Consider the following 24,625-nt stretch of genomic DNA (forward strand, 5'->3'; position numbering starts at 1 on the left):
CTCACTTTGCCCTGACCATTCCGAGAGCCTGTCAGACTGCCTGCGGCTCGTAACGCGATCCGTCCCTGAGGACAGCAAAGATTGTTCGTGCCATGCGATGCGCCAAAGCGATGGCGACGATCTTCGTCTTCTTTCGCATCAGCATGCTCGATAGCCAGTCCGAGCCCGGTTCGCGCTTGAGTCTGCATCTGAGCATGATCTGCGCCATGGCGCCCAGATACAGCAAGCGTCGGATATAACGATTGCCCATCTTCGAGATTCGGCCCACCCTTTGCTTGCCCCCGGTGGAGTGCGGCTTGGGAGTGAGGCCGAGCCAGGCGGCATAGTCCCTCGCGCAGCCGAAATTGTCGACATCCGGCGTCGTCGCCGCGATGATCGTCGCCGTCAGCATCCCCACACCTGGGATCGTGGCCAGACGCTGGCTTGTCTCGCTTTGCGCGTAGGTCTCTTCGATCTCGTCGGTCAGCCGTTCGATCCGTTTGTCCGTCTCGGCCAATTGATCGAAGAGCAAACCCACAGGCATCCGAGCTACTTCCGGCAGTTGATCCAGTTGCTCCTTCAGTCGATTGACGTTCTGCGCGCCCTTCGCCGCGATGACGCCGAACTCGGTCATGTGGGCTCGGATCGCATTGCCGATCTGCGTGCGCTGGCGAACCAGAAAGTCTCGCGTGCGGTGAAGAACCAGAACCGACGAGCAGGCTTCGCTCTTGATGGCGACAAACCGCATGGAGGGCCGCGTCACAGCCTCGCAGATGGCGGCCGCATCCGCAGCATCTGTCTTCCCGCGCTTCACGTACGGCTTCACATAGGACGGCGGCATCAGCCGGACGTCGTGCCCCATCTCCTGGAGCCTGCGCCCCCAGTCGTGAGAACCTGCGCAAGCCTCCATGCCGATTAGGCATCGTGGACGCTTCTGGAAAAACGCCAGCAACTGGCTGCGGCGAAGCTGACGGCGTACGAGAACCCGCCCGTTCCCGTCAACACCATGGATCTGGAAGACACTCTTTGCGAGGTCGATGCCAACTGTGGCAAGTTCTGACATGGATGGCTCCTTTGCTCGGGACGACAACATCCCAACTATGGCGCAATGCGACGCCGGGAGCAGGAGCCATCCACACCATCAATCGAGAACGCCTTCTCAAAGCTCAAGGCGCTGTTGCGCGCCAAAGCAGAGCGAACAATCAAGGCCCTGTGGGATGCCGTCGGCTCGATCGTCGAGCTGTTCTCCCCGGCCGAGTGCGAAAACTACTTCAAGGCAGCAGGATATGACCCGGATTAAGCCGGATCTGCTCTAGCATGCCAGACGTATTTCCGTTTCCTTTGGATACGATGCGGTCCGTCCTTTATGAAGCCGCTTTGTTCGGCTGCCGCGCACGTAATTTGGGTTGAACGAGCATACCGCCAAACAGAGCCGCGTATCCGAGGAAGGCCACCACCCACAACGTCGCCGACATATGGAGAAGCACTTCTTCCGCAGGCACGAACGCGGCGCCGATGCGAAGGATGGCCGCGAGCACGATCGCGACAAAGACTGCGCATGTGCCAATGCCCGCCCGCAACTCGCGGCCTGTATGCCCAAGGGTGGCTCGGGTCATGACGGCGAGCGTCATGCATGCCACCGCACCTACGCTGAACGCGTGAATTCCCGCCGCGGAAGGAACGGACTCCGGTAGGACGACGGCAAGTCCGGCCAGCAGAAAACCGATCGGCACAAAGACGAACGCTACGTGCAGGATCAGCACCAGCGGATCGCGGAGCGTGCGATCACCAGCCCAGCGCGCAAGCCGCATGGCGTTGAGGACCGCTCCGGCGATCAGCATTGCGCCCGTTACGTTGCTTTCAGGAAAGAAGGCCCAGGCCGCCAATGCGGTCGCGGACAGTGCGATCGTTGCTGCGTCGAAATGGCTGAACGGGGACGGCAGACGTCCTTGATTTTCGCGCGCCAACCAATTCCGGGTGAAACTGGGAACAACGCGTCCCCCTATAATCATTATGAGGACGACAGCGGCCCCGAGGCCGAGCCGGCGGCTAATGTCCGAGATGCCTTGGTAGTGCGCTTCGGCATGAAACATCACGTTGGCCGCCAAAAGCACGGCAACCGGCAGCAGCACCTTCAGGTTTCGCCAGTTTCGGCCCGCGATGATTTCGGTCGCGGCGGCGGCTGCTACCGCCAGGAGAAATGCGCAGTCGACTGCGGCTCCGACGAGCCACCCGGTGTCAGCTGAAAAGAACACCGCAAGCCGCCCTGCAAGCCACAGCAGGACGAGCGCTAGCAGGGGCAGGCCTTGCACGGGCAGACGTCCGGTCCAGTTCGGGATGGCCGTCAGCAGGAATCCCGTCATGATTGCCGCGAGATAGCCAAAGAGCATCTCATGGACATGCCAATCAACGGGCAGAAAGACGCTGGAGGTTGTGAGCTTGCCGTAAAACAACGGCAGCCAGAAAAGGATGGCTGCTCCGGCATACAGGGAGCCGAGCAGGAAGAACGGCCGGAAACCGTAAGACAGAACCGCCGGATAAGCGCTTGGTCGGGTGCGAGGAATTGCCATCAAATGCATTTCAAAAAGGAGGAAGTCAGGCGGCCTAGTGTCCGCTTGCAGGACTCTGTTGATTTTCAGAATGAGATTTATACAACCTAATTGGCGAATTGAACTTTAGCCAACAGGGTCTCGAACACTTTCTTCGCCTTGCCCGACTGCTTGACACCCGCTGCCCGCGCCAGATTGACCGGCTTGCCGACCGCGATCAGCGCCACCATGCCCATGCCATAGTGAGGCGCGCACTTCACGCCGTAGAGACCTTCCTTGTCGAGCGTAACGGTGAATTGCTCACTCGGCTTGCCCTTGAAGGGCTCGGCGCCATCCGGGATCATGCCGTTGATGCTTTCAGCAACGTGGCCTTTGTCGGTCGGCACGAAGGTTTCTCGCCCTTGTTGAGCATCTGGACCTGATTGTTGGCAGCCTGCGCTGCTCCGGCCAACACCGATGCCGCGAGCGCGGCGGCGATTGCGATTGCAGTTCTCATGATCTACCTTTCTGTTCAGTTGTTCTCGACGGCGTTTAGCGCTGTCGCTTTTCTAGGCTGTATCCAGTCTGAGAACTTTGCTGCAGCGCAAACAGGGTTGGGAAATGAGGAAAAAGGCCGCGGTGTGTGCCACTTGCCGCCTGTCGGTCGTCTATGACATTGTGTGGTTCGACAGATCGGAATGCCTTTCATGGTCGCAGTAAAGTTTCGGAAGAGGCGCTACAATTGAGCCGCCTCGACCGCTCATTGATTGCCGGGCTATCTGCCTTTCAGGGCATGGCCCCAACGGATCTCGACTACATAATCGGCCAAGCCCGGTCGTTACGGATTGCCAAGGACCAACCCGTTTTCGAGCAGGAGCAGGACGCTCATTCCTTTTTCTTGCTTCTCGACGGGCATGTCCGTGTCATCAAGACGACGTCTGATGGCCAAGAGGTGACGGTGCGATATATCAGCCCCGGCGAACTGATGGGCATCGCCCACGCGATAGGCCGCACCGCCTATCCGGCAAGCGCAATCGCCGCCGCCGACTGCGTTGTGCTTGCATGGCCAGGCCACCTTTGGCCAAGATTTGCGGAAGCTTTCCCCAATTTTGGTGCCAACACCTATAAGACCGTGGGCACCCGGCTGCAGGATGCCCACACGCGCGTCATCGAGATGTCCACCGAGCAGGTGGATCAGCGCGTCGCCCATGCGCTGCTCAAACTGGTCAAGCAGACGGGCCGGAAGACCGATGAAGGAACCATGATCGACTTCCCGATCTCACGGCAGGACATTGCCGAGATGACAGGAACGACGCTGCACACGGTGAGCCGGCTGCTATCCTCCTGGGAGGATAAGGGCCTGGTGAAAAGCGGACGCGAGAAGGTGACCGTGGTTGAACCTCACCGCCTGCTTGTGCTAGCCGAAGGGCGGACTGGGAAGAACTAATCCGCTCGGTTTCGCTCGATAGCAGCATGCAGATCGAAACGAAGTGATTCCTCGTTTAGCCCATGCTCCCGCGCCGCCTCGGAAATGGTGTGGAACGGAGCAATCGGGCAGCCGACGCAAAGCAAGCCATGCTGGAGAACGACGCGGATGGTTGCCGGCCACTCGCGCATGATTGCGTCCATCGTGACATCGTCGCTGAATCGAGGTTTCATGCCTTTTGTCCGCGTTTGCGAAGCACAACACATGCAACCGCTTTACAAGATGATCGTTGCGCTGAAACAAAGAGGAAGAGGCCTAACCCGGCAACCTGCTGCACGACTGACGGACAGAGGGTCTCGTCAGTGGCAGGAAGGACGATCTCTCAGATGGGCATTGCGATCACTCTGAAGCTCTGTCTGAGCAAAGGCTCTCCTCGAGGATTGGTTTGACGTGAATGGTGTCTTCCCCCGGTTGAAAGCGACTGCAAGGCGGAAGCTGTGTGCAAGGCGCAGCGCCCGGGCCATGAACAGCGCTGCGGCTTCGGGCGGGCAAACGCGCTTCACTGTGGCTCGAAACAGCGCCAGCCAGCGCCGGAAATGCGCCTCGCCAAGGCCCGATATCGTCAGGTGCGGCGGCAGCGGCCGGCCCTCATAGCGGGAGGTCCGCAGCAGCGTTGCGGACCAGAAGTCGCACATCTTCGCCAAATGACGCGGCCATGCCTCAGGTGGGATCGCGGCGTTGAAGATTGGACCGAGGAGGTGATCGCGACGTATTTCTTCGTAAAAGCCTTGCACGACCCGGCGGATCATCGTCTCATCAAGCACGCTCGACAGCGGCATGCCGTCGACGACGATCGTTGGCTTGTTTCGTTGCTTCCCGTTCATGCATTGCTTCCTGTTTCGGGTAAGCCAAGACGGCGCCTGGCGCCGGCATTCATCATCTCGGGCGTCCACGGCGGTTCGTAGGTGAGCAGTATCTCGACGGTGCAGATTCCGGTCACGTTCCAAGCCGCCGACTGTACGGCGTCCTTGAGATAACCCGTGGCCGGACATGCACGCGTCGTGGTCGTCATTTCGATGTGCGCCGTCCCGTCATGTCCCACCGAAACCTGGTAAATCAGTCCGAGATCGACGACATTTTCACCAAGCTCGGGATCGATGACCATGCGAAGCGCTTCCCGCACGCCAGCCGCCCGTGTCTCGTCTTGCCTGTCGGTCATGACTTCCGCAGTCCTGGTCCGCATGATCGGATGACAATGCGATACTGCCCTTCGGGTTCAAAAGCACCTCGCCAGCGATGACCCCGCGCCTCGAGTTCGTCGATCAGGAACACCGGTTCACGTGGTAGCAGCACGGCTATGGTTTGGCCGACCGTCAAGGATTCGACTCCTTCCAACGCCTTGACCATAGGTTCCGGCGGCTCGAGATCGCGGTTGTCAAGTTCCATGACTGGCTCGGGCCAGTCGTCTTCGCTGGCGGGGCGTGACGTTCGTTGGGTTTGTTCCGGCTCTGGCGACAATGCATTGGCGGGCGTGAAGATCACTTCCCAATCGCCCTTGCCGATCTCGCGGGCCGAAACCTCGAACCCTCTTGCACCAAGCACCTGGAACAGAGGAATAGGTTTGAAGGAAGCGAGCAAGCGCAGGCTTTGACCGGGAGCCAGCGCGGCGACTGCTTCCATGATGGCGGTGAAGGGCTCGCCACCTTCGCGAAGGATCGGCCGAACATCGAGGTCGTAATGCGGGTGACTCATTTGAATTTCCTCTTTGGCGTCAGGATGGCAGGAAAAGACGTGGGCGCGACGTCCCGGCTGGCATGCGCAAGGCAGCCGAAACATTGACAAGGCAGCGCGCCAGAACAAGCTCCACCACGATTGCTGAGGTGGCGGTCAACGTCACGGTTGTGGCGATGCGGAACAGGACTGTCGCGTCGGCCAGAAGCGCGCCAGTTCCGGCCAGTACTCCGACATAATAGAGTGAGAACCAGTACTTGGCGCGGGTTTCGACAACGAGATCCTGAACGCGCGGCGTCGGCTTCCTACCCATCACCGGTCCGTAGCATTCAAGCCAAGTCAGGAACGGCACGATCTTGTAGAGCTGCGAAAGTCCCAGCCCCGTCAGCCAACCGAAAACTACGAGATAGACAATCCCGCTCAGATGTTCAGCGAACGTTCCTGTTGCCACCAGCGCGGCAAAAAGCAGAATCGACAGATAGAGGGCAGAGAATGCGCCGATCGCCGAACTGCTATTCAGCTCGATCTTGCGTCGCTTGCGGTTGCGATAAAAGAACACGAGATCAACGCCATACAAGATTGTCGCTATGAGGCCCAGGAAGCCCGCGAGAACGGTGGGCAACGCTGTTGTTCCAGAAACAGCTTCGAAAGGTCCTTCCAGAACAATCAAACCCAAGGCCGCCCCACCAGTCCATAAGACCAAATGCCCGCTGGTCCGTTCGCTGTCCGGGGAAAGCATGAACATCGGCAGCAAGCGGTAGCTGACGCCGATTGACGTGAGGCCGAGCCAGCCACCCAGCCCGACCGTCACATGGATGGGAAGAGCCAGTGTTCGCAGATCGAAGTCCGCCCATCCAGGCGCCTGGCCTGAAAGCACAAATGCAAACGAAGCACCCAACGCGGCGGTGACTGCTATGCTGGCAAGTCCTCCGGCCACGAAACGTGCGGGCAGTTGCAGGCTAGATGGCCGGACGCTCCACAACGTCCGCCCGAGCACCCATACGATCAACGAGAAACCAGCAGGAAGGAAGAGGCCCGCCAATGCGAGAACGGGGACATTGACGTCGATCGCGCCTGAAAGCTGGAGAAAACCGGTGAGCAAGCAGAACAGTCCCATAAGCAAACAGGTCAACGCCGGCAAAGCCAGTGACTCGTCGCGAAGGGGCTGCGCAACGAGCACTGGTACAAACTGGAGCAACGCCCCGCACATCAACAGACTGAGCCAACCGATTGTAATCATGTGGACGATCACAAGCGTTTCTGGAGCTTCCACGCCGACGGTCGGAAAACCGAAGCCGGCGATCATCAGCGCTTGTGCCGCGATCAGGAAAGCTAGCGCGGCAGCAAAGTATGCCATGGTCCAGCGAGAGAGGGCTGAGCCGTTCATCGCCAGTCATCGATATGATGATGTCCGCAAATTTCGGACATACCAGCACTCATCGCAATCGCTGCGACGGGCATATCGCCAAGAGACAGCATCAGACTTCGTTTTCTACACGAAGGCCATGACGACCACGCCGCCCACGACAATTAGGGCGAGCCCGGCGATAAGCATGGGCAGCAACGTATTGTCCGCCTTTGCGCCGCTTGCTGCTTCGGTGCTGAATACAAAGGTTGGCCATTCTTCGATCACTTCTTTACTCTCGGAATCTATTTTCATTTTCGCCTCACTTCGCTTGCTGGCATGCCTGGCATCGTAACGGCCGCGCCAATCGCTGCTCCGGAGGGCGCCTCACGTCGCGTGGACATGTCAGTCTCCAATCTCGATGGTCGTCGATTGAAAGAGAAGGTACGGGACATGGGATGTTTGTTCTTTGCGCTCGCGCAAATTGAACCGCGATGGGTCAGTGCTCAGGGCGGATCCAGAACCATGGGATGTGAGCGGCAGGGCGGCAGGGGTATCCCTTTTTGCTGGATTGTCTATCCGTGCGCCCGCTTTCGCGGTTCCGATGCTTGGAGACGGATTTTGCTTGCGACAGAGCAAAGAACGATCCGATTGCAGCAGTAAAGTTAAGCTAATCGCGAAAAACGTGTGGTTCAGAAATCCATTGCGATCCTGACAGATGGAGAACTGTGATGACCAAAGTCTCCTTTGGCGATGGAGCTGGATGGTGATCAGTTGCTCGAATCGGAAGGCTTGCGACAACATGCCGGACAAAGGTCTGGCGGGGATCCCTTCTGGAGGTTTAGATGATTTCGGTGAGATGGGCAGATGGCGCGCCTGAGATCGATGCCGCGGTGGCCGCTCAAGCGATGAAGTTCGCTGTCGAGTATTTCATGAGGCAGATGCAGTGCGGCGGCATCAAGGGCCGGGTTGAGCGTGGGATTGGCGAAGACGAGGGCAGATACCGCCTATCCTTCCGTCATCATGATCGAGAGTTGACGATGATTGTCGGCCACGAAGGCGAGATCATCAGCCAAGATTTGATCATGGCGGCGCCGAAGATTCCGGCGGAAGCGGACCTGAACTCTGCTCGGCACGATTTGGGGCAATCGACGACGAATGCATCAACTGGTCTGCCGGTTGGCGGCGATCGAATTGCTACCCAAACTTGGGACGAGGTTAGCCGGAACTGAGTGCTCAGATGGGCGCATCGATATATTAGCCCGTCTTATTCATGACACATCTTGGTTTGTTTGCCGCTGAGCGGTGGACAGGTGGCGGCGCGGCGTCTTTTTCACCGCGGCTGTGTCTGGACTTGTGAACGCGCTGGAGGGTGGAAGTTGTGTGGTTCGGCGGGGCCTGCTGCCCCGGCGGTCATGGTCCTTCCGGTAGCAGATTGCTGGCGATCGCCCGGAACAGACTTGCCTCGGGACAGGCGGCGGCGAAGGCCAGGCGGATGCGAGAGACGGTTTCGATGACGCGGGCGCCGAGCTTGAGCAGCCTGAGCCGCAGCGTAGCGAACTCGGCGTTGCGCAGATGATGGGTCGTGGGCACCGCCTCGCGCAGGGTGAGCATCAACCAGTATGCGGCGGTGTGCAGGACGAGACGGACCTGGTTGGCAATCGGTGAGCGGCAGGAGGTGCGGTCGGAGGCGAGCTGGCTCTTGTGCATCTTGATCAGGTTTTCGGCCTGGCCGCGGGCGCAGTAGATCACGTCGTAGATGTGCTCGGCGGAGCCTTTGTCGAGATTGGTGACGACGAAGCGGATGTCGAGGCCCATCGCTCCGGTGAGGGCACTGTAGATTGCCAGGCCGACCGCCCGCGCCATGACTGGTGGCAAGGCGTTGCCAATTTGACGTTTTTGCGGGTGTTGCGTGCCGCAGAATACCCAGTCATCAGGAAAACCTTGAAGCCGAGCGCCCATTTTCATCGTGAATTGGAACAGCTTCCCTTCGGATGATCTGCGGATGGGGCGCTCTTTGCGATTCCCAAAGGATCGATCCCGAGCTCAATCCAGGCCTGCTTTCGCAAATTGGCGCTGAACGCCAGCCTGCCGAATTGTTCAGAACCTCCGATGTTTGCCTTGTTCCTTGCCCAATCTTCGGCGCCGTCCCATCCGTTAGCGGCCACGAGATCGATTAGAGCTTCGCCAACTGTGGTTCTCCATTCCGGGAATTTGGGCGGCATGCGGAAGCGGCTAATCGGAACATCCCGAAATCCGACAAACGCTACCCTCGGCCGATTTTGAGCCAATCCGTAGTCGCTGCGGCTGCCAAAGAAGCTGAATACCTGCGTGTCGTAGCCAAGTTTCTTGAATTTCCGGTTAAGTTCCGCTCGATAGTTCGAGTTTGCCCGGAATCCGAACCCCTCGACGTTTTCAAAGAAAAAACTTTTGGCTCGATCTCGCCGACAATCCGCACTGCTTCCATACATAAAGAGGTCGCGCTCATCCGCATGGCCCTTCTGCAAGCCCATGCTCGAGTGAGGCTGGCATGGGACCCCGCCTGCGACCAGATCGATTTTTCCGCGATATGCAGTAAAATCCACATTTGCAATGTCGCCCTGCCGGACCGGACCGAGCGCGCGGTTGGCTTTCAGGGTGGCGACCGCATTCTTGTTTTGCTCGTAGATGCAGACGGCGTCGAAACCCGCGGCGTGGAGCCCGAACGCTTGGCCTCCCGCACCAGCACAGATCTCAATCGAGCTGAGCCGATAGGGAGGGTCAGGTCGGTCACCGTTTTTGCGGCTGCGGCAGGCAATTTCCTATGCTTCAACTGCTCTTTCGAAATGCCGTTGTCGTTGAAGAGCCAGATCACGCTTTCCACCACAGCGCGGTCGAGAAAATCATGGCTGGTATCGTATGGGTTGCCGCTGTCGGGATCGACCGACTGGAATTCTCCGATGGCCAGGCTCTTCAGGCCGTCGTGCGCCCGAGCAAGCCAAACAGCCTCGTCGGAATTGCCCTGGTAATTGTATTCCCAAGGAGCCGGCAGCGTTGTTGTATCAAAAAGCTCCCCGAAGCGCACAAGGCAATCGCTAGCTTGGTGCATTAGCGAAGCGCGCTTGCCGATCAAATAGTCGCGTGTGCCAATGCGTTCTGCCGATATATCGAGATATGCTCGGTGATCCAGTTGCCGGCGAATTAGCGCTTTTGCTACGTTTGCCGCAAAGACCGCGGTCAGGCCGACTGCCCGCCTAGTATGCTTTCCCTGAAGAACCCGACGTTCGCGCAGAATTCGGCGAGCCCGGCAAGATCGCTGTCGCGCTCCAGCCAATCGCCGCATTCGCGCTGGAAAGCGCATCCAAGGCAGGCGTTTCGTGCATTCGCCATCGCCTTTCCTCTGCATTTGCGGGCCGCGACGAGCGGATCGACTTCAATCCGCGCCATGACGAGGTCCATAAGCTCGAATTGCCGCCAGACCCTCTCAACCTGCGACCACTGTCGTTGCCCAGACTGCATGACTATCTCCGTTTTCCAGAGCGACCACCTGTCCGTAGTACTCTATCCATGAAGATCCTGCGGCTCGATGTGTCGCGTCGTCGCGCCAGCGAGAGCCGATGCCCAACGCGTTTCGCACCTCTCGGATGGCGGTAGAAAACGCGATAGTTTGCTGGCGTTTGCACGGCGCCTTGTGCCGCCATTTTTCGTCCCCTCAACTCGGCCGCTGACATTGCCGCTGGACTCGCTGGCCAGGCGGACGGGTCTGTTCGAAGTGGCCGAGCGAGCACCGCAAGCTACCCGAACAATACGACGGATCTATCCTTCGCCTTTGGAGTGAGGCTGTACGAGCGGTCGTCCGTCGCGAGGCGAGCCGCGCTGTTGGGATCTGGTCGTTTGAGACCCACCGTATAATCAAATGGCTTGCGAGGAGAGCGGATGGCCGGAAGCGGAGGGGATGTCAGCGGTGGACGCGAATCACACCAGACCGGCCGATGCGCCATCAAAGGGCTTTCGGTCTCGGGTTTCGCGGTGGGCCTGTTTGCAAAGCTCGGCGAATTGGAACTACGATATTTGCACGGGCAGCATGGAAAACCCGCTGGCCGGATAGCTCGCGATTGCGGGCTGCCGACCGGGCACCAGCGCGATTTGCTGGGTCGGTCTCAGCAATTCCTCCATGACGACGCGTAGTTCCAGTCGGGCCAGAAGCGCGCCCGGACAGACATGGATGCCGCCGCCGTAGAGGAGATTTTGAGTAGCATCACGATCGAGGCGGAATTTGTCGGAGTTGCCAAAGACCGCTTCGTCGCGATCGGCCGACGCCCACATGAGAGTGACCCGCTCGCCGGCTGCAATCCAGCGTCCGCCGATCTCCACCGGCCTGGTCGTCACCCGCCGGTTGGAAATGAGCGGTGCGTGTATCCGCAATATCTCGTCGATGGCGGCGGGCAGCACGTGCAAATTCTCTCGAAGCTGCTGCTGAACCTGCAGGTTTTCCGCAACATAGTGGCCCAGAATCCCCACACAGGCGGTTATCGTGCCGAGTTCGCCGACGGTCCAATTACGCAGGATGCTTACGATCTCCTCGTGGTTCAGCGGCCTGTCCCCGATCTTTTGCCGGAGCAAATTCGTTGTGATGTCATCTGGCGCGGCCGCACCGGCCTCACGACGCGCTTCCAGTAATGCGCTGATATAGCTGTCGAACTCGAGCGCGATGGCAGACATTGCATTCGTGTCTCTGGCCAAGGTGGCCTCATGGTTCTTGCGGACCCACAGAAGCAACGGCTCATGCAGACTTGCAGGCCAGCCGAGAAAGGCGCACTGGATATGCACTGCGAATAGCTGGGCAAGCTGCGTCACCAGATCGATTTCCACGCCCCTTTGCAAGCCGGAGACGAGATTGGCTGAGATCGTCCGGCAAAGCGGTTCGAAACCTGCCATGCGCGGCGACAAACAAGGTGAGACTCAGCGTCAATCAGGATGAGACTCGGCGGCGGGGGTGTGACGAAGGGAGGGCGTAGCCCGACCGGAGTTACACCCCCGCCGCCGCGCAATTTTTCAGCGTCTTATGATCGCGGTCGGCCCGGTAGCTTGGTGGTTTTCTGGAATGGAGAACCATCTTTGTGCCGGGTCGCCATGTAACCGATCATCAGACGAGGCTTTTTATGAAGTACCGACAAAACAATTCTATCGAGGTCGCCGCCGCCAAGGCGTCGATCAGCAGGGCGACGGCCTATCGCATCAAGACGGACGCGCACCTGCCATCGCAAAAGCAAAAGGCTCGTGGCCGGCGGAGGCCTGACCCTCTCGAGCATATCTTCGATGCCGAGGTCGTCCCCTTTTGAAGGCGGCGCCAGGCATCCGTGTTGTCGCCATCTATGAGGAGATGCTGCGGCGGCACCCGGAACTGAGCGCGGGCATTCGCCGAACGCTGGAGCGGCGCATCCGGTCATGGCGTGCCATCCACGGCGAAGAGCAGGAGGTTATCTTCCGCCAGCTTCACGAACCCGGCCGACTCGGGCTATCGGATTTTACCGACATGGGCAGCCTTGACGTGTCGATCGCCGGCCAGTCTCTTGATCATCTACTCTACCACTTCCGGCTCGCCTGGTCCGGCTTTGAACACACCCATGTCATTCTCGGCGGCGAGAGCTTCGTGGCCCTGGCCGAAGGACTGCAGAACGCGCTGTGGTCGCTTGGGGGAGCGCCGCTCTATCATCGCAGCGACAGCCTGTCGGCGGCTTTCCGCAACCTCAGCGCCGATGCGAAGGAGGATCTCACGCATCGCTACGAAGAGCTTTGCGCGCACTACCGCATGACGCCGACCCGCAACAACAAGGGCATCGCGCACGAGAACGGTTCGATCGAAAGCAGCCATGGCCATCTCAAGGATGCCATCCGTGACGCCCTTCTGATGCGCGGCAGCAGAAATTTCGACGATCTCGGCGCGTATCGAGCCTTCATCGACGAGATCGTCAGCCGGCACAACGCCAATCATGGCAAGCGCATCGATGCCGAACGCCCTCAACTGCAGGAACTTCCAGACCAGCGGACCAGCGACTTCGAGGAGGTGGTCGTCACCGTGTCGCGGACCGGCGGCTTCACCTTGCGCAAGGTCTTCTACACCGTTCCCTCCCGCCTGATCGGACATCGGCTTCGCATCCGCCTGTTCGATGATCGCCTCGAGGTCTTTATGGGAGGAACAAAGCTGATGACGCTGCCCAGGGGCCGAGGCCATGCCGACGGGAGGCACGATCAGGTCGTCAACTATCGGCACGTCATCCATTCCCTGCGCAAAAAGCCGATGGCGCTTCTTAATCTCGTCTATCGTGACAAGCTCTTCCCGCGGCAGGAATACCGCAGGGCCTTCGACGAGCTCATTGAGCGGCTGCCGGACAGGCAGGCGTGCAAGATCATGGTCGATCTGCTGGCGCTGGCCCACGATCGAGGCTGCGAGCGTGAGCTTGCCGAGCAACTCACCGAGACCCTCGACGCCGGCGACCTGCCCGATATTGCCGTCTTGCGAACCCTCCTCGGCCCGGACCCCGCACGGCTGCCGACCGTCTTGGTGCAACTCGCTTCCCTTAACGGCTATGAAGCCCTGATCGGGGCAACCCATGTGGGAGACGTCGCATGAGCAACGCCCACACCATCGACGAAGCCCGCCTCGGCATCATGCTCAACGAACTCCGGCTACCGACGATCAAGACGCTCTGGGCGCAATTTGCCGAGCAGGCCGATAGAGAGGGGTGGCCCGCCGCCCGGTTCCTCTCGGCCATCGCCGAGCATGAGCTGGCCGAACGGGCACATCGCAGGATCGAACGGCATCTGGCCGAAGCGCATCTGCCGCCCGGAAAGACGCTCGACAGCTTCGCCTTCGACGCCGTACCCATGGTCTCCAAGGCCCAGGTCATGGCCATGACCGCCGGTGACAGCTGGCTCGCCAAGGGCGCCAATATCCTGTTGTTCGGCCCACCCGGTGGCGGAAAGTCGCATCTTGCGGCAGCGATCGGACTCGCCCTCATTGAGAACGGCTGGCGCGTGCAGTTCGCCCGAACCACCGATCTCGTGCAGAAGCTCCAGATCGCGCGGCGAGAGCTGCAGCTCGAAGCCGCCATCGCCAAGCTCGACAAGTTCGATCTGCTCATCCTCGACGATCTGGCCTACGTCACCAAGGACCAGGCCGAAACGAGCGTGCTCTTCGAACTCATCTGCGCAAGATATGAGCGGCGTTCCATCATGATCACCGCCAATCAGCCCTTCGGAGAATGGAACAGAATCTTTCCGGACCCCGCCATGACCCTCGCCGCAGTGGACCGACTTGTTCACCACGCAACGATCTTCGAGATGAACGTCGAAAGCTACCGGCGCAGATCCGCCATGGAAGCCAAACGCCAGCGCGGCAGGCCAGCCTCTTACGCGACAATCAAGAACAAACACGAACTTGTCGCGGAGCGGCAATCAGAAATAGATGAAGGCCTTGCCAGCGACAATCAGCATGATAATTTGCACGTGACCGCGACCTGAGAATCTCATCCAGATCGCCGCTCACGTCTCATCCAGATCGTCGCGCTATACTGCCACGCGCTCGGACTCGAAATGGCTCTCGATTAGCGGTCGGTATGCCGTATGCTGGGGCGGGTCCATGCCGCTTGGCACTGACAGATGACTGGAAACGACGCTGCTGAACGTGCGGTGATCATCCAGTGCCTGCACCACGTCCTCATGTCGGAACAGCGACCAGCCGAGATAGTCGCTATACGCCACCGGGCAGCGGCGACGCATGGCGTCATAGGCTTTGATCTGGTTGGAAAGGACCTGATCGGATCGGGGATCCCAATCCGGTTGCGGCTTGTCTGGCGTCGATTTCATGGCAATTCCCTGAAATTCCCTGCACCGCACCAGCAAAGGCGGGAACGCGCATGCGCATAGCCCAGCCCTACGTGGCAAATGTCAGGCGCTGTGGTCTACCATCGACCCGTCCGCCAAAACAAAACAGGCCCTCGTTGCTCCGAGAGCCTTGAGCGCGGAAACGGCGCGGTCTACGGGCATAACGGAAAAGGCGGTCGAAAGCGCGTCCGCGCAGGTAGCGGTCGGTGCAATAACCGAGACGCTGAGATAGCGGTTCGCGCACAGACCCGTCGCGGCATCGAAGATGTGATTGAATCTCCCTGCTGTGTCGAATTCTGTGCCGTAGCCGCCTGACGTGGAGATGGCCTGGTTGTCGAGGGCAATCGTCGCAATGAGGCGGTCCTCCGCGCGCGGATTCTTTATCCCGACCGACCAGGGCCGTCCCGCCGGATAAGCGTCGAGCGCACGCGTCTCTCCCATATCGACCAAAGTGTGCGTGACTCCACGGGCGCGCAGTAGCTCGGCGACGCGATCGGTAATGTAGCCTTGCGCGATGCCGTTCAGGGTCAAGGCCATGCCGGACTGCCCGAACGCCACTTTTCCGGCATCGACGGTCACGCGCTGGTAGCCGCATTTGGCCACGGCGTCTGCGATGTCGGTCGATGACGGACCATTCGGGTCAGCGTCGGCCACACCGAAATGATTCGCGTAGAGCGTCCAGAGCGGCTGCACCGTCGGATCGAAGGCGCCGCCGGTCGCGCGAGCATAGCGCGCGCTCGCTGCCAGCAGCTCGACGAGTTCCTGCGGCGGATCGGCGAGCTCGCCATCGCTATTCAACCGGGAAAGCGCGGAGGTGTTGTCGTAGAGGCTGAACACGCGCTCCAGTCGGTGCACCTCGGCGAGCGCATCTGCGATCAGGCGCTCGGCTTCGGCGGCATCGGGATGGTAGAGCCGCAGCGAGGCGTCGGCGCCGAGTGCGACCCCGCGCCACTCGTGGAACAGCGGCGACCCCTGGCCCGGCCGCACAAGACCTGCCCCAAGCGCCGCAAGGCTCATGCCTGCCACGGCACCGCTGACGCGGATGAAGCGGCGTCGGGTTATCCGGCCTGCCAACGCGCCGTCCGGGTTTAACCCGTTGCTGAGGATTGTCATTGCTTCACCGCGGTTTTGGGTTGCGTGGAGTCGCCGGCCGAAGCATCTACGACGTGGTCGCCCTCGTCGCTTTCCAGGATGTAGTTCTCCGGAATCTGATTGAAGCGCAGGACGGTTCCGCCGTGCGCCGCCGTGAACGATCGGGCGGCCGTTTCATCGGAGAAGGGCACGGCTTCCTTGCCGCCCATGCCGGCGTTGTAGTCGCTGCCGATAGCATACCAGGCGTCGTGCGCCTCGACCCAGGCTCCCGCCTCAGGGCGATCCCAGTTCTTGGCCTTCGCCATGTCATTGACGTAGATTGCGACGACGTCCTTCGGCTCGCCGGGGAGTATCGAAAAGGCGACCGCGTCGCGAACGGACGAGAACCAAAGCGGCTCGGATTTGCCTGCACGGAAGGCCTGCGCCTTCGGGCCGCCGTGTTCGAGCAGGCCCATAGAGCAGAAATAGGCGACCGAGGTAGCGGTCGGCTCCTGCGGCGGCGGCTTGGGCTGGCCGGCGATGTCCTGGCTGCAGCCCGCGAGCAGGATGGAGAGGACAGCAGCGACAAGCGCGCCGACAACCTTTACACGCATCATGGCTCTTTCCTTGAAAAGACGAAGGCGGCCAGCGCCAGGGGAACCGCCACCCAGGCCGCCAGGGCCGTGAGCAGCACGGCGCGGCCGAACTGCATCTGCTCCGCAAGGCCGGCCATCCCGGCGAACAGGCTGGTTTTCGATAGCCCGGCAAGGTTGAGGAGCCGGAAGATGTCCGCGGGATCGAGGAGGAGCAGCCAGTTGAATCCGGCGGCGCTGATCGTCCTGCCCTGATCCGCAACCAGCAGGCCGAGGAGCGCCATGTCGTAGAGAAGGACCAGAACCAGCCAGATGCCGACGGCAAGGCCCGCTGCGGTGGCACGCTCGCGCACGGTCGCGCTGATCAGGTATCCGAGCGCGACGAAGACAGCGCCGAGCAGAATAGATGAGCCGACCATCCGCGCGAAGCTGCCGAGACTGTCGGCGTCGAACTCGCCGGCCGCCAGCGCCAGAGCCGCTCCAGCGGCGCCGTAGCCGACCACGGTCGCGACCGTCAGGATCGAGAGGTGCCCGAGGAACTTGCCGAACAGGATCTGCCAGCGCGAAAGCGGATAGGAAAGGAGGAGAAGCAGCGTGCCGCGATCTCGTTCGCCCACGATTGCATCATGGGAAAGGAGAAGCGCGATCAGCGGGACCAGGAAAATCGTCAGGCTTGACAGGCTGACGACCGTGACTTCGAGTGGGCTTGCGCCGACCACACCCGTGGGAGCGCTGCCGAGAAACGCGAGGGTCAGCGCCAGGCCAGCCATCAGCAGGACGGCGCCAAGGGCCCAGCGGTTGCGGAGGCCGTCGCGTATCTCGCGGGCGGCAATTGTCGCTATGGCATTCATTCCGCAGCCTCCCGTGTAAGCTCGTCGCAAAGATCGACCAATGTGGGTGGCATCACTTCGATGTCGCAGACGCCCTCAAGCAGCGACACGCTGCGGATTGCCTCGATCTTGCCATCGTCGGCGCAGGTGAATTCGAAGCGAACATCATCGAGCCACTGCACCGTGCGCCGCGCGGCGAATTCCCGTGCCACATTCCCGTCGGCGACGTGCACCCGTATCCGAAGCGGCAGATCCGCCAGGCGACGGAGCTCCGGAAGCGCGCCTGCTGCGACCACGCGGCCGGACTTCATGACCGCGATGCGGTCGGCCTGTTCGATGTCGCTGAGTGCGTGCGAGGAAAGCAGCAGTGTGGCCCCGGCGTCGCGCAACTCCGCCATGACATCGTAGAACATTTGCCGCGACTCGATGTCGAGACCGGTCGTCGGCTCGTCGAGAAAGAGGACGCGCGGCGCGCCGAGGAGAGCCTGCGCCAATCCGAGGCGCTGGCGCATGCCTTTCGAATAGGTGCCGACGCGGCGCCGCGCAGCGGCAGCGAGCCCCACGCGCTCTAGGAGCAGGTCGGCGACCGCAAACGGCACTTGCTTGAGACGGGCGTAGAAACGCAGCACCTCGCGGCCGGTCATGGCCGGAGAGAAGGCAACGTTCTCGGGCAGGAAACCGATCCTGCGCCGGAATGCCATGGCCTGGCGCCCAGCTGGGCTCTCGCCAAGCAGCGTGACGCGCCCCGTGGTCGGGATGAGCAGGCCGAGGGCCATTTTCACCAACGTGCTCTTGCCGGCTCCGTTGTGCCCAACTATGGCAACGCACTCGCCGGGCGCGACAGAGAGGTCCACGTCGCGCACGACGTAGGTGTCCCCGTATCGCTTCGATACACCCTCCATGAATATCGTCGGCGACGTGGTCATGGCTTCACCTCCAGCGCAGGCGGGATGGGCGCCATCAGTGGCGCGCTGTCGATGACGCCGCCAGGATGGAGCGCGGGGAATTCCGCTTGAGCCCAGCGGATGACCTGCACGGCCGGGCTGTTGATGAGAAGTTTGGCCGTCGGGTAAGTCCATACGACCTTGTCGAAGATGTCGTTCGGCCGGTAGGCGGTGTCGGCTATGCCGTCGCCATTCAGATCGAACGCTGGATTGTCGCTCCAGTAATTGCCGCGCCCGTCCGCCGACCAGTCGAGCGACCGGGTGCCCACGTAGACGACCTGCGAGCGGTTGTGGACAAAGGCGTTTCCGGTCATCCGGTTGCGCTCGGAACCCGCGGTGAAGTGGATGCCGACGGCGCAATCCTCGAACCAGTTGTCGGCGAACAGGTTCTTGTTGGCGTTGTAGATGAAGACGCACTGGTCGCTCCGCCGAACCACGTTGTCTTCGATGTCCGCATCGTTGGCGTAGTTGAGCAGGAGGCCGTGATCGCCATCGTCTTCCGACAGGTTGCGGCGAATCGCCAGGCGGCTCGAATACATGATGACGTAGCCGTCGTGGTTGCCGCGCGAGACGTTGTCGCTGACCTCGCTGTCGTTCGTGTACATGTAGTGGACGGCGAAGCGGACGTTCTCGATACGGTTGCCGCGGAAGACGTTGTTGCGGCTGGCATTGGTGAAGATGCCGTCGCGTCCGCCCGTGATGTAGTTGCCGATCACCTGCGCACCCGGCGCGTTCCAGACGTAGACGCCGTTGCCGCGCTCGTTGATCCTGAGGTCGGTCCGCCCGACGATGCGGTTGTTTCGCACGATCGCGTTGGCGGCGCCGTGAACATAGACGCCGACTAGGCTGTTCTCGATCCGGCTGTCCTCGACGATAGCGCCTGCGGCGCTGTCTTCGAGGAAGATCGCCGCGTCCATGGGATCGTCGATGCCCGAATTGCGTATGGTGAGGCCGCGCATGACGACGTTCGGGGCAACCACGTCGATGGCGCGGCCCCGGCCCTGCCCGTCGATCACGGCACCTGGCTCGCCCTCGATGATGAGAGCGTGGTCGATCCGGATCGGACCCTGGTGCGTGCCGGCGGCGAGCCTCAGCGTGTCGCCGGAATGCGATGCCGCGATCGCCTGCCGAAAACCGTCGCTCCCCGCGGGGACGGTGACGGTTTCTGCCCGCCCCGCCCCTGGGAGAAGGAAGGCGCAGGCGGCGACGAGGGCCGCCGCAACTGCGCTCCATTTATGCCGGTACCAGATCATGCCGGCCGCGGCTCCACGATCATGCGCCCGGCCATTTCCATGTGCAGGGCATGGCAGAACCACTGGCAGTAGTACCAGTGGACGCCGGGACGGTCGGCGACGAAGGTCACAGACGCGGTCTGCTGTGGCCCGATCTCCATCGCGATCCCGTGGCGCACCAAGGTGAAGCCGTGGGTCAAGTCCTCGACGTCATCCATATTGGTCACGGTGATGGTGACCTCGTCACCCTGCTTGACCGTGAATTTGTCGAGGCTATAGGCCGGCGCGACGGAGTGCATGTAGACGCGCACCTTGTTGCCATCGCGAATGACATCGGCGGCTTCCTCGAGCTTGACGCCGTCCTTCGCCGCCTGCTGCCGAGCTTCCTCCCACATCGGGTCGTCGCGCTTCCACACGGTCTCCGGCCTTACCTTCGAGCGGTGGACCAGGCAGATGTCGTGCGGCTCCGCAAAGCTCGGCCCGTCATGGACCAGGCGCATCTCGTCGCCCGAGATGTCGATCAACTGATCATTCTCCGGATGCAGCGGCCCCACCGGCAGGAAGCGATCCTTGGAGAATTTGTTGAGCGACACCAGCCACTTGCCGTCAGCCTCCTTGGTTTCGCCCATCGAAGTGTGATTGTGGCCTGGCTGATAGTGAACATCAATCTTCTGAACGATCGGATCGACCTTGGCGCCGCCAAAAGCCTGGATTGCCTTGTCAATGTTCCACTTGACGACCTGGCTGTCGAGGAACAGCGTGGTGTACGCGTTGCCTTTCCCGTCGAATGCCGTGTGGAGCGGTCCGAGGCCCAGTTCGGGCTCGGCGACCACGACGTCGCGCGGCTGGATCTTGTCGTCGAACAGGTCGTCGAAGCGGCGCACGTCGAGAAGCGTGACGGTCGGCGAGAGCTTGCCGGCGATCGCGACATGGATGCCGTCGGGCGCCGTGTTGCAGCCATGCGGATTGTTGCCGGCCGGGACGTAGCGCGTGTAGCGCGAACCGTGCCGTCCGTCCACCACGGGCACGCCGTTGATTTCCTTGTAGTCGCCTTTCTTGATCCCATCCTCGATGCGCTTGATATTGAAGACCACCACCCAGTCGCGGTCCGCGGATGTCATGTCGGCGAGCGTCACGCCTCGCTCCGAGTTGTAGCAGGTCGAGAACGCGTACTTGCCCTGGTAGTCGGCATCGGTGTTGTCGAGATTGCCGTCGACCAGCACCTGCCAGGCGATCTTCATCGTATCGCCGTCGATCGCCGTGAAGACCGACCAGTACTGTTTGGGATCGTCGAGGATCTTGCCGTCGTTCGGGATCGGGATGATGTGCTCGCTGTTGGCGAACACGTAACCGGTCCGCGGATATTTCTGCACGCGCAGCCCGTGAATGTCCGATGCGTTCGGAACCTCGATGATCTTGTCGCACTTCATCACGTCGCAACGGATGCGAGCGACGCGGCAGTTGGCCTTGTCGTTGACGAACAGGTAGCGCCCATCATACGTGCCGTCCGTGAACGACATGTGCGGGTGGTGCAGATCGCCATTGTGGTAGACGCCGCCGCGCGTCGCAAGGAATGCCTGCGTGGTCGGCATCAGGCCTTCCGTCAGGACCTTCCGGCTCTCGTTCGTGATCCCCCAGCCCGTTGCGCTGCAACGGTTGAAGACCGGGATGCGCATGATTTCACGCATGGAGGGCAGCCCGATAATGCGCACCTCGCCGCACTGGCCGCTCGAACTGAAGCCGTAATATTCGTCGAGATCGCCGGGACGGATCTCGCTGGTCGCCTCCTTGGCATGGGCGGGTCTGGTGAAACCGGCAACGCCGACCGCTCCGCCGCCGGCTGCGCTCGCCAGGCCGGCCAGTATAGCAGCCTTGCCGCTTCCGGTCAGAAGCTTGCGGCGGCTTACTCCAGTTTCAGTTTCCGCAGACTTGTCATCATCTTTCATTGGTTCTCTCCTTCTGTTGACGCGGCCTGGCTGGCCGCTGGCTTCCGTTCCACGGGGAGTTCGCGACCGTTGACGGTCACCAGGACCCTCGGCTTGCGCTTGGTCTCCGGCACCATCGACGGCGACTGCAGAGCCAGGAACTTCTCACGCTTGATGCGCTTCTGGATCACCACCGGACAGCGCTGGTCGTCGTGGTAGAGCACTTGGCAGTTGAGGCACTGGATGCATTCGTTGGGATTGATTGTCCCTTCCGGATGGATCGCCTGGACGGGACAGTCATTGGCGCAGCGCTGGCAAGGCGACCCGCATTCCTTATAACGCTTCAGCCAATCGAACATGCGCACACGGGCGGGAATAGCCAACGCGCCGCCGAGTGGGCAAAGATAGCGGCAGTAGAAGCGCTCGATGAACAGGCCGGGCGCAAGGCAGCCGACGGCGAACAGGACGAACCACCACTCGCGCGCGAAATGCAGGACGATGGCGGTCTTGAAGGGCTCCACCTCGGCCGCTTCCTCGGCGAGGCCGAGCGAACCGAAGGAAAGGCCGAACAAGCCAAGGAAGATAATGTATTTGAACGCCCACAGCCGCTGATTGAGCCAGAACGGCACGCGTACTTGCGGAATGTGAGCCCAGCGTGCCAGCCGGTTCGTCCACTCCTGTAGCGCGCCGAACGGGCAAAGCCAGCCGCAATAGGCGCCGCGGCCCCAGAACAGCAGCGCAGCGGCGATCGCGGACCACAATATGAAGATCAGCGGGTCGCGCAGGAAATAGTCCCACCGGAAGTCGCCGCGCAGCGAGTTGAAGAATGTGAGGATATTCACGACCGACAGTTGCGCGTGCTCGTACCAGCCGAGCCAGAGAAGCGTGAAGGCAAGGTAGCCCAGCCGGATGCGTTCGTAGGCACGCGGCCATTTCACGAGGATATCCTGGAAGAAGAAGATGCCGGTGAGCACGCCGATCGCGACGAGCATGATGGCGATGTCGAACATGCGCGCCTGCCACATCCGTTGCCAGAGCGGCGGCTCGTCGTCCGCTGCTGCCACCAGTTGCGTGGCGACCTGCGCCGGGGCGACCGCCACTGGCGGCGCAACAGGCGCGGTCAGGAACTTGTCGGGGGTCAGGTAGTCGAGCCCGGTGGTGACAAATGCCTTGTCGAGCGCACCGGTAGCCCGCTGCACGAGGAGCTGGAATCGCCATGACGTGCCGGGATCGAGATTCGAACCGTCTGGCGTGACGAAGACGCCGATTTCGGGAAAGTCCGGCGCCCCTTCGGCAACGACCGCCCCAATCCGGCGATAGTTGCGATCGCGGAACCGAATGCTGCTCTCGCTCTGGATCAACTCGATGCGATCGAAAATGCCGCCGCGCACATAACCGGAGCCACGAAAGGAATACGTCCCGTCGCCGGCGACGAGGATCGCCTGCTGACCGGGCTTCAGATCCTGGCGGAGGCGATCATATTCGGCGTCGCCGAGCAGCGATCGCCCGACTGACGGCACGCTTGCCAGCCCAATGTAGACGTCGACGAAGGGGGCATTCGGGTCCCCTGCCTGCGGGCGGGCGATGGCCGCGGCATTGCCCGTCCGCTGAAACAGGTCATCGAGTTCCTTGTTCGTGACCGCGAGTTGGCGGACCGATCCATCGCCAAGCAAAGCCTGCCAGGTTTCGACGGCGCTGCCGGTCTGATCGATCGTACGGTGGGTCGGCTGAGAAGCGACCTCCGCGGCGCCTGGGCCTAGGCCACGCGACCGCGCGATCTTGATCGCCGACTGCGTCATGCTGTCGGCGATGACCATCATCGTGACCGTCGCGCCGCTGACGATGTCGACCGGCATGCGGCTCGCCTCGCTCGGATCGAGGACGCGGCGGCCGACAAAACCGTTGATATAATGATCGATCTTGGCTTGAGGGATGCCGACCAGAACGATCGGTTCGTGATGCTCGACGAGCTTTGCGCCGGTGATCTTGCCGTCGAGGTCGATGCCGACAACGATGTTGATCGGCTTGCCGGAATAGCCGGTCGAATCGACGACATCGTTCGTAAGGAAGGCGTACCCGACGAACTGACTGCCTTTGAGGAGCTTCGCCGCAGGCGGGTTACCGTCGATCTCACCGAAGCTGTCGGCTGCGGGATCGACGTCAGATGCTTTGATCCTGCCGAGAAACTCGCCTAGCCGCCCAGACGCGTTGGCCTCGGCCTGCGGCAGCAGGAGCACAAGCAGGAGGAAGAAAGAAGCCAGGAAACCCAGGCCCGCCGATCTCCATCTGAATTCGAAATCTGTTTTCATTTCTGCCGCTAGCTGTCTGCACCAAAGCCCGATCGCTTGCTTGGTCGGACGCGCGCTACCGTTAGACGATCGCGCTGGCGGCTCTTTGCTCTAGCACAAACTCAAATGACGTCAGCCGATGTCAGATTGGCGACCATTCCTCCTGGAGGCGCGCTCCCATGAAGCGGTTGGGTGAAGAACCCGAGGCGCAGTTGCGCGATATCAGCAGCTTCTTGGCTCGGTGACCGCTATGGAGGAAACCGCTGCACAGCGCTACCAAAGGCTCGCGGCACATATGGAAAGGCTGAACGAGCGTGACGTAGCCGGAACAGTTTGCGGGCCTGTCGAAGAGTCGCGCGACAATATCAAGGAGATCGTCCGCCGTTCCAATCAACTGGCGGGCGCGGCGCCGCCGCCACTTGCCGATCCGAGCGGGCTGCCTACCGAACCGCTCGACCACGGGATGAGGCAGATGCCAGTGCCACTGTTCACCCCGCCGAGCCCTCGGCGTTGCGATGAACAAATAAACGCTGGCTTTCGCCTTCAATGCCTACGTCGCATCACATGGCAACGATGCGACAGTCTGGGCAAAGGCGCAGTGGTTGCGACCACGTTGCAGCTACGCGAAGAGCGGCGTAGCCTCTGTTGGCGCAAAGGCAGGCGCGACGAGAGCTTCATGCTGGATGCCTCATCAATGCCGGCCTTCGTGCGACAAAGCCGACGGCTCGAGTCGCGTGCCGCTTCCACCGATGGCTTTCTTCACGGTTTGCCGTCTTGGGCGATGAGGCACCGTCGAAAACAATTGCGAGGTTGTGCTGGCTCGGCCAACAGGCAGCGCCAGTCTTAGAGCCGCCAGCGATTCGGTAG

23 protein-coding genes and 5 pseudogenes are annotated in these 24,625 nt (G+C 61.2%); 5 read left to right on the forward strand and 23 right to left on the reverse strand.

All coding sequences use genetic code 11. The features are described 5' to 3' along the window. Positions 1-31: 31 nt before the first annotated feature. On the reverse strand, positions 32-1,042 hold the full coding sequence (locus LGH82_RS05650) for an IS110 family transposase (protein WP_227347626.1): 1,011 nt from the start codon (positions 1,040-1,042) through the stop codon (positions 32-34). Positions 1,043-1,108: 66 nt separating this feature from the next. On the opposite strand from LGH82_RS05650, the pseudogene LGH82_RS05655 reads away from it, so the two are divergent. After that, positions 1,109-1,279, forward strand: a pseudogene (locus LGH82_RS05655) (IS630 family transposase); the annotation flags it as partial. Positions 1,280-1,343: 64 nt separating this feature from the next. Here the strand turns inward: LGH82_RS05655 and LGH82_RS05660 are convergent. Both LGH82_RS05660 and LGH82_RS05665 read right to left on the reverse strand, forming a co-directional pair. Then, the gene (locus LGH82_RS05660; protein WP_227347627.1) at positions 1,344-2,549 is read right to left on the reverse strand and encodes an NnrS family protein; all 1,206 of its coding nucleotides are present in this window, start codon (positions 2,547-2,549) and stop codon (positions 1,344-1,346) included. A gap of 86 nt (positions 2,550-2,635) precedes the next feature. After that, positions 2,636-3,024 (reverse strand): annotated as a pseudogene (locus tag LGH82_RS05665) (pseudoazurin). Positions 3,025-3,249: 225 nt separating this feature from the next. On the opposite strand from LGH82_RS05665, the gene LGH82_RS05670 reads away from it, so the two are divergent. Beyond that, positions 3,250-3,954, forward strand: coding sequence for a Crp/Fnr family transcriptional regulator (locus LGH82_RS05670; RefSeq protein ID WP_227347628.1), 705 nt, complete (start codon positions 3,250-3,252; stop codon positions 3,952-3,954). Here the strand turns inward: LGH82_RS05670 and LGH82_RS05675 are convergent. The 6 genes from LGH82_RS05675 to LGH82_RS05700 all read right to left on the reverse strand — a co-directional run bounded on the left by LGH82_RS05675 (position 3,951) and on the right by LGH82_RS05700 (position 7,324). Next, positions 3,951-4,166: a DUF1858 domain-containing protein gene (locus LGH82_RS05675; protein ID WP_227347629.1), complete on the reverse strand. Its 216-nt coding sequence runs from the start codon at positions 4,164-4,166 to the stop codon at positions 3,951-3,953. The genes LGH82_RS05670 and LGH82_RS05675 overlap by 4 nt on opposite strands. Before the next feature lie 126 nt (positions 4,167-4,292). Then, on the reverse strand, positions 4,293-4,817 hold the full coding sequence (locus LGH82_RS05680) for a group III truncated hemoglobin (RefSeq protein WP_319799919.1): 525 nt from the start codon (positions 4,815-4,817) through the stop codon (positions 4,293-4,295). Then, a complete protein-coding gene (locus LGH82_RS05685) occupies positions 4,814-5,152 on the reverse strand; it encodes a metal-sulfur cluster assembly factor (protein ID WP_227347630.1) in 339 nt (112 codons plus the stop codon). Before LGH82_RS05685 ends, LGH82_RS05680 begins: the two co-directional genes overlap by 4 nt. After that, positions 5,149-5,685, reverse strand: coding sequence for a DUF2249 domain-containing protein (locus LGH82_RS05690; protein WP_227347631.1), 537 nt, complete (start codon positions 5,683-5,685; stop codon positions 5,149-5,151). Before LGH82_RS05690 ends, LGH82_RS05685 begins: the two co-directional genes overlap by 4 nt. 19 nt (positions 5,686-5,704) lie before the next feature. Beyond that, positions 5,705-7,051: a hypothetical protein gene (locus LGH82_RS05695; protein WP_227347632.1), complete on the reverse strand. Its 1,347-nt coding sequence runs from the start codon at positions 7,049-7,051 to the stop codon at positions 5,705-5,707. A 105-nt stretch (positions 7,052-7,156) separates the two neighbouring features. After that, a complete protein-coding gene (locus LGH82_RS05700) occupies positions 7,157-7,324 on the reverse strand; it encodes a hypothetical protein (protein WP_227347633.1) in 168 nt (55 codons plus the stop codon). A 530-nt stretch (positions 7,325-7,854) separates the two neighbouring features. On the opposite strand from LGH82_RS05700, the gene LGH82_RS05705 reads away from it, so the two are divergent. Beyond that, positions 7,855-8,241 (forward strand): DUF6522 family protein, encoded by a 387-nt coding sequence (locus LGH82_RS05705; RefSeq protein WP_227347634.1) that lies wholly within the window; start codon positions 7,855-7,857, stop codon positions 8,239-8,241. Between the two features lie 181 nt (positions 8,242-8,422). Here LGH82_RS05705 and LGH82_RS05710 read toward each other — a convergent pair whose 3' ends face one another. The 5 genes and pseudogenes from LGH82_RS05710 to LGH82_RS05735 form a co-directional block, all read right to left on the reverse strand. Beyond that, positions 8,423-8,977: a transposase gene (locus LGH82_RS05710; RefSeq protein ID WP_413771426.1), complete on the reverse strand. Its 555-nt coding sequence runs from the start codon at positions 8,975-8,977 to the stop codon at positions 8,423-8,425. Beyond that, a complete protein-coding gene (locus LGH82_RS05720; protein WP_227349498.1) occupies positions 8,974-9,747 on the reverse strand; it encodes a DNA cytosine methyltransferase in 774 nt (257 codons plus the stop codon). Before LGH82_RS05720 ends, LGH82_RS05710 begins: the two co-directional genes overlap by 4 nt. Next, on the reverse strand, positions 9,642-10,121 hold the full coding sequence (locus LGH82_RS05725; RefSeq protein ID WP_227347635.1) for a hypothetical protein: 480 nt from the start codon (positions 10,119-10,121) through the stop codon (positions 9,642-9,644). The genes LGH82_RS05720 and LGH82_RS05725 overlap by 106 nt, the downstream gene beginning before the upstream one ends. 104 nt (positions 10,122-10,225) lie before the next feature. Then, complete coding sequence (locus LGH82_RS05730; RefSeq protein WP_227347636.1) at positions 10,226-10,507, reverse strand: DUF6455 family protein; 282 nt, start codon at positions 10,505-10,507, stop codon at positions 10,226-10,228. 543 nt (positions 10,508-11,050) lie between these two features. After that, positions 11,051-11,929: pseudogene (locus tag LGH82_RS05735) on the reverse strand (cytochrome P450); the annotation flags it as partial. Positions 11,930-12,150: 221 nt separating this feature from the next. On the opposite strand from LGH82_RS05735, the pseudogene istA reads away from it, so the two are divergent. Together istA and istB are read left to right on the forward strand one after the other, a co-directional pair. Beyond that, positions 12,151-13,622, forward strand: a pseudogene (gene istA / locus LGH82_RS05740) (IS21 family transposase). Continuing rightward, positions 13,619-14,512 (forward strand): IS21-like element helper ATPase IstB, encoded by an 894-nt coding sequence (istB, locus tag LGH82_RS05745; protein ID WP_227344001.1) that lies wholly within the window; start codon positions 13,619-13,621, stop codon positions 14,510-14,512. The pseudogene istA and the gene istB overlap by 4 nt, the downstream one beginning before the upstream one ends. A gap of 54 nt (positions 14,513-14,566) precedes the next feature. Here istB and LGH82_RS05750 read toward each other — a convergent pair. The 9 genes and pseudogenes from LGH82_RS05750 to LGH82_RS05790 all read right to left on the reverse strand — a co-directional run. Further along, positions 14,567-14,857: pseudogene (locus LGH82_RS05750) on the reverse strand (cytochrome P450); the annotation flags it as partial. Positions 14,858-14,938: 81 nt separating this feature from the next. After that, positions 14,939-15,988 (reverse strand): FAD:protein FMN transferase, encoded by a 1,050-nt coding sequence (locus LGH82_RS05755; RefSeq protein ID WP_227347637.1) that lies wholly within the window; start codon positions 15,986-15,988, stop codon positions 14,939-14,941. Further along, positions 15,985-16,563 (reverse strand): nitrous oxide reductase accessory protein NosL, encoded by a 579-nt coding sequence (locus LGH82_RS05760; protein WP_227347638.1) that lies wholly within the window; start codon positions 16,561-16,563, stop codon positions 15,985-15,987. The genes LGH82_RS05755 and LGH82_RS05760 overlap by 4 nt, the downstream gene beginning before the upstream one ends. Next, positions 16,560-17,390: an ABC transporter permease gene (locus LGH82_RS05765; protein ID WP_227347639.1), complete on the reverse strand. Its 831-nt coding sequence runs from the start codon at positions 17,388-17,390 to the stop codon at positions 16,560-16,562. The genes LGH82_RS05760 and LGH82_RS05765 overlap by 4 nt, the downstream gene beginning before the upstream one ends. After that, on the reverse strand, positions 17,387-18,295 hold the full coding sequence (locus LGH82_RS05770; RefSeq protein ID WP_227347640.1) for an ABC transporter ATP-binding protein: 909 nt from the start codon (positions 18,293-18,295) through the stop codon (positions 17,387-17,389). The genes LGH82_RS05765 and LGH82_RS05770 overlap by 4 nt, the downstream gene beginning before the upstream one ends. Beyond that, the gene (locus tag LGH82_RS05775) at positions 18,292-19,566 is read right to left on the reverse strand and encodes a nitrous oxide reductase family maturation protein NosD (RefSeq protein WP_227347641.1); all 1,275 of its coding nucleotides are present in this window, start codon (positions 19,564-19,566) and stop codon (positions 18,292-18,294) included. Before LGH82_RS05775 ends, LGH82_RS05770 begins: the two co-directional genes overlap by 4 nt. After that, entirely contained in the window at positions 19,563-21,491 is a 1,929-nt protein-coding gene (gene nosZ, locus LGH82_RS05780) for a TAT-dependent nitrous-oxide reductase (protein WP_227347642.1), read from the reverse strand. Before nosZ ends, LGH82_RS05775 begins: the two co-directional genes overlap by 4 nt. Beyond that, a complete protein-coding gene (locus LGH82_RS05785) occupies positions 21,488-23,779 on the reverse strand; it encodes a NosR/NirI family protein (RefSeq protein WP_227347643.1) in 2,292 nt (763 codons plus the stop codon). The genes nosZ and LGH82_RS05785 overlap by 4 nt, the downstream gene beginning before the upstream one ends. 121 nt (positions 23,780-23,900) lie before the next feature. Then, on the reverse strand, positions 23,901-24,305 hold the full coding sequence (locus tag LGH82_RS05790) for a hypothetical protein (protein ID WP_227347644.1): 405 nt from the start codon (positions 24,303-24,305) through the stop codon (positions 23,901-23,903). Between the last annotated feature and the right edge of the window lie 320 nt (positions 24,306-24,625).

The sequence above is a fragment of the Mesorhizobium sp. PAMC28654 genome, assembly GCF_020616515.1.
GTDB lineage: Bacteria > Pseudomonadota > Alphaproteobacteria > Rhizobiales > Rhizobiaceae > Mesorhizobium.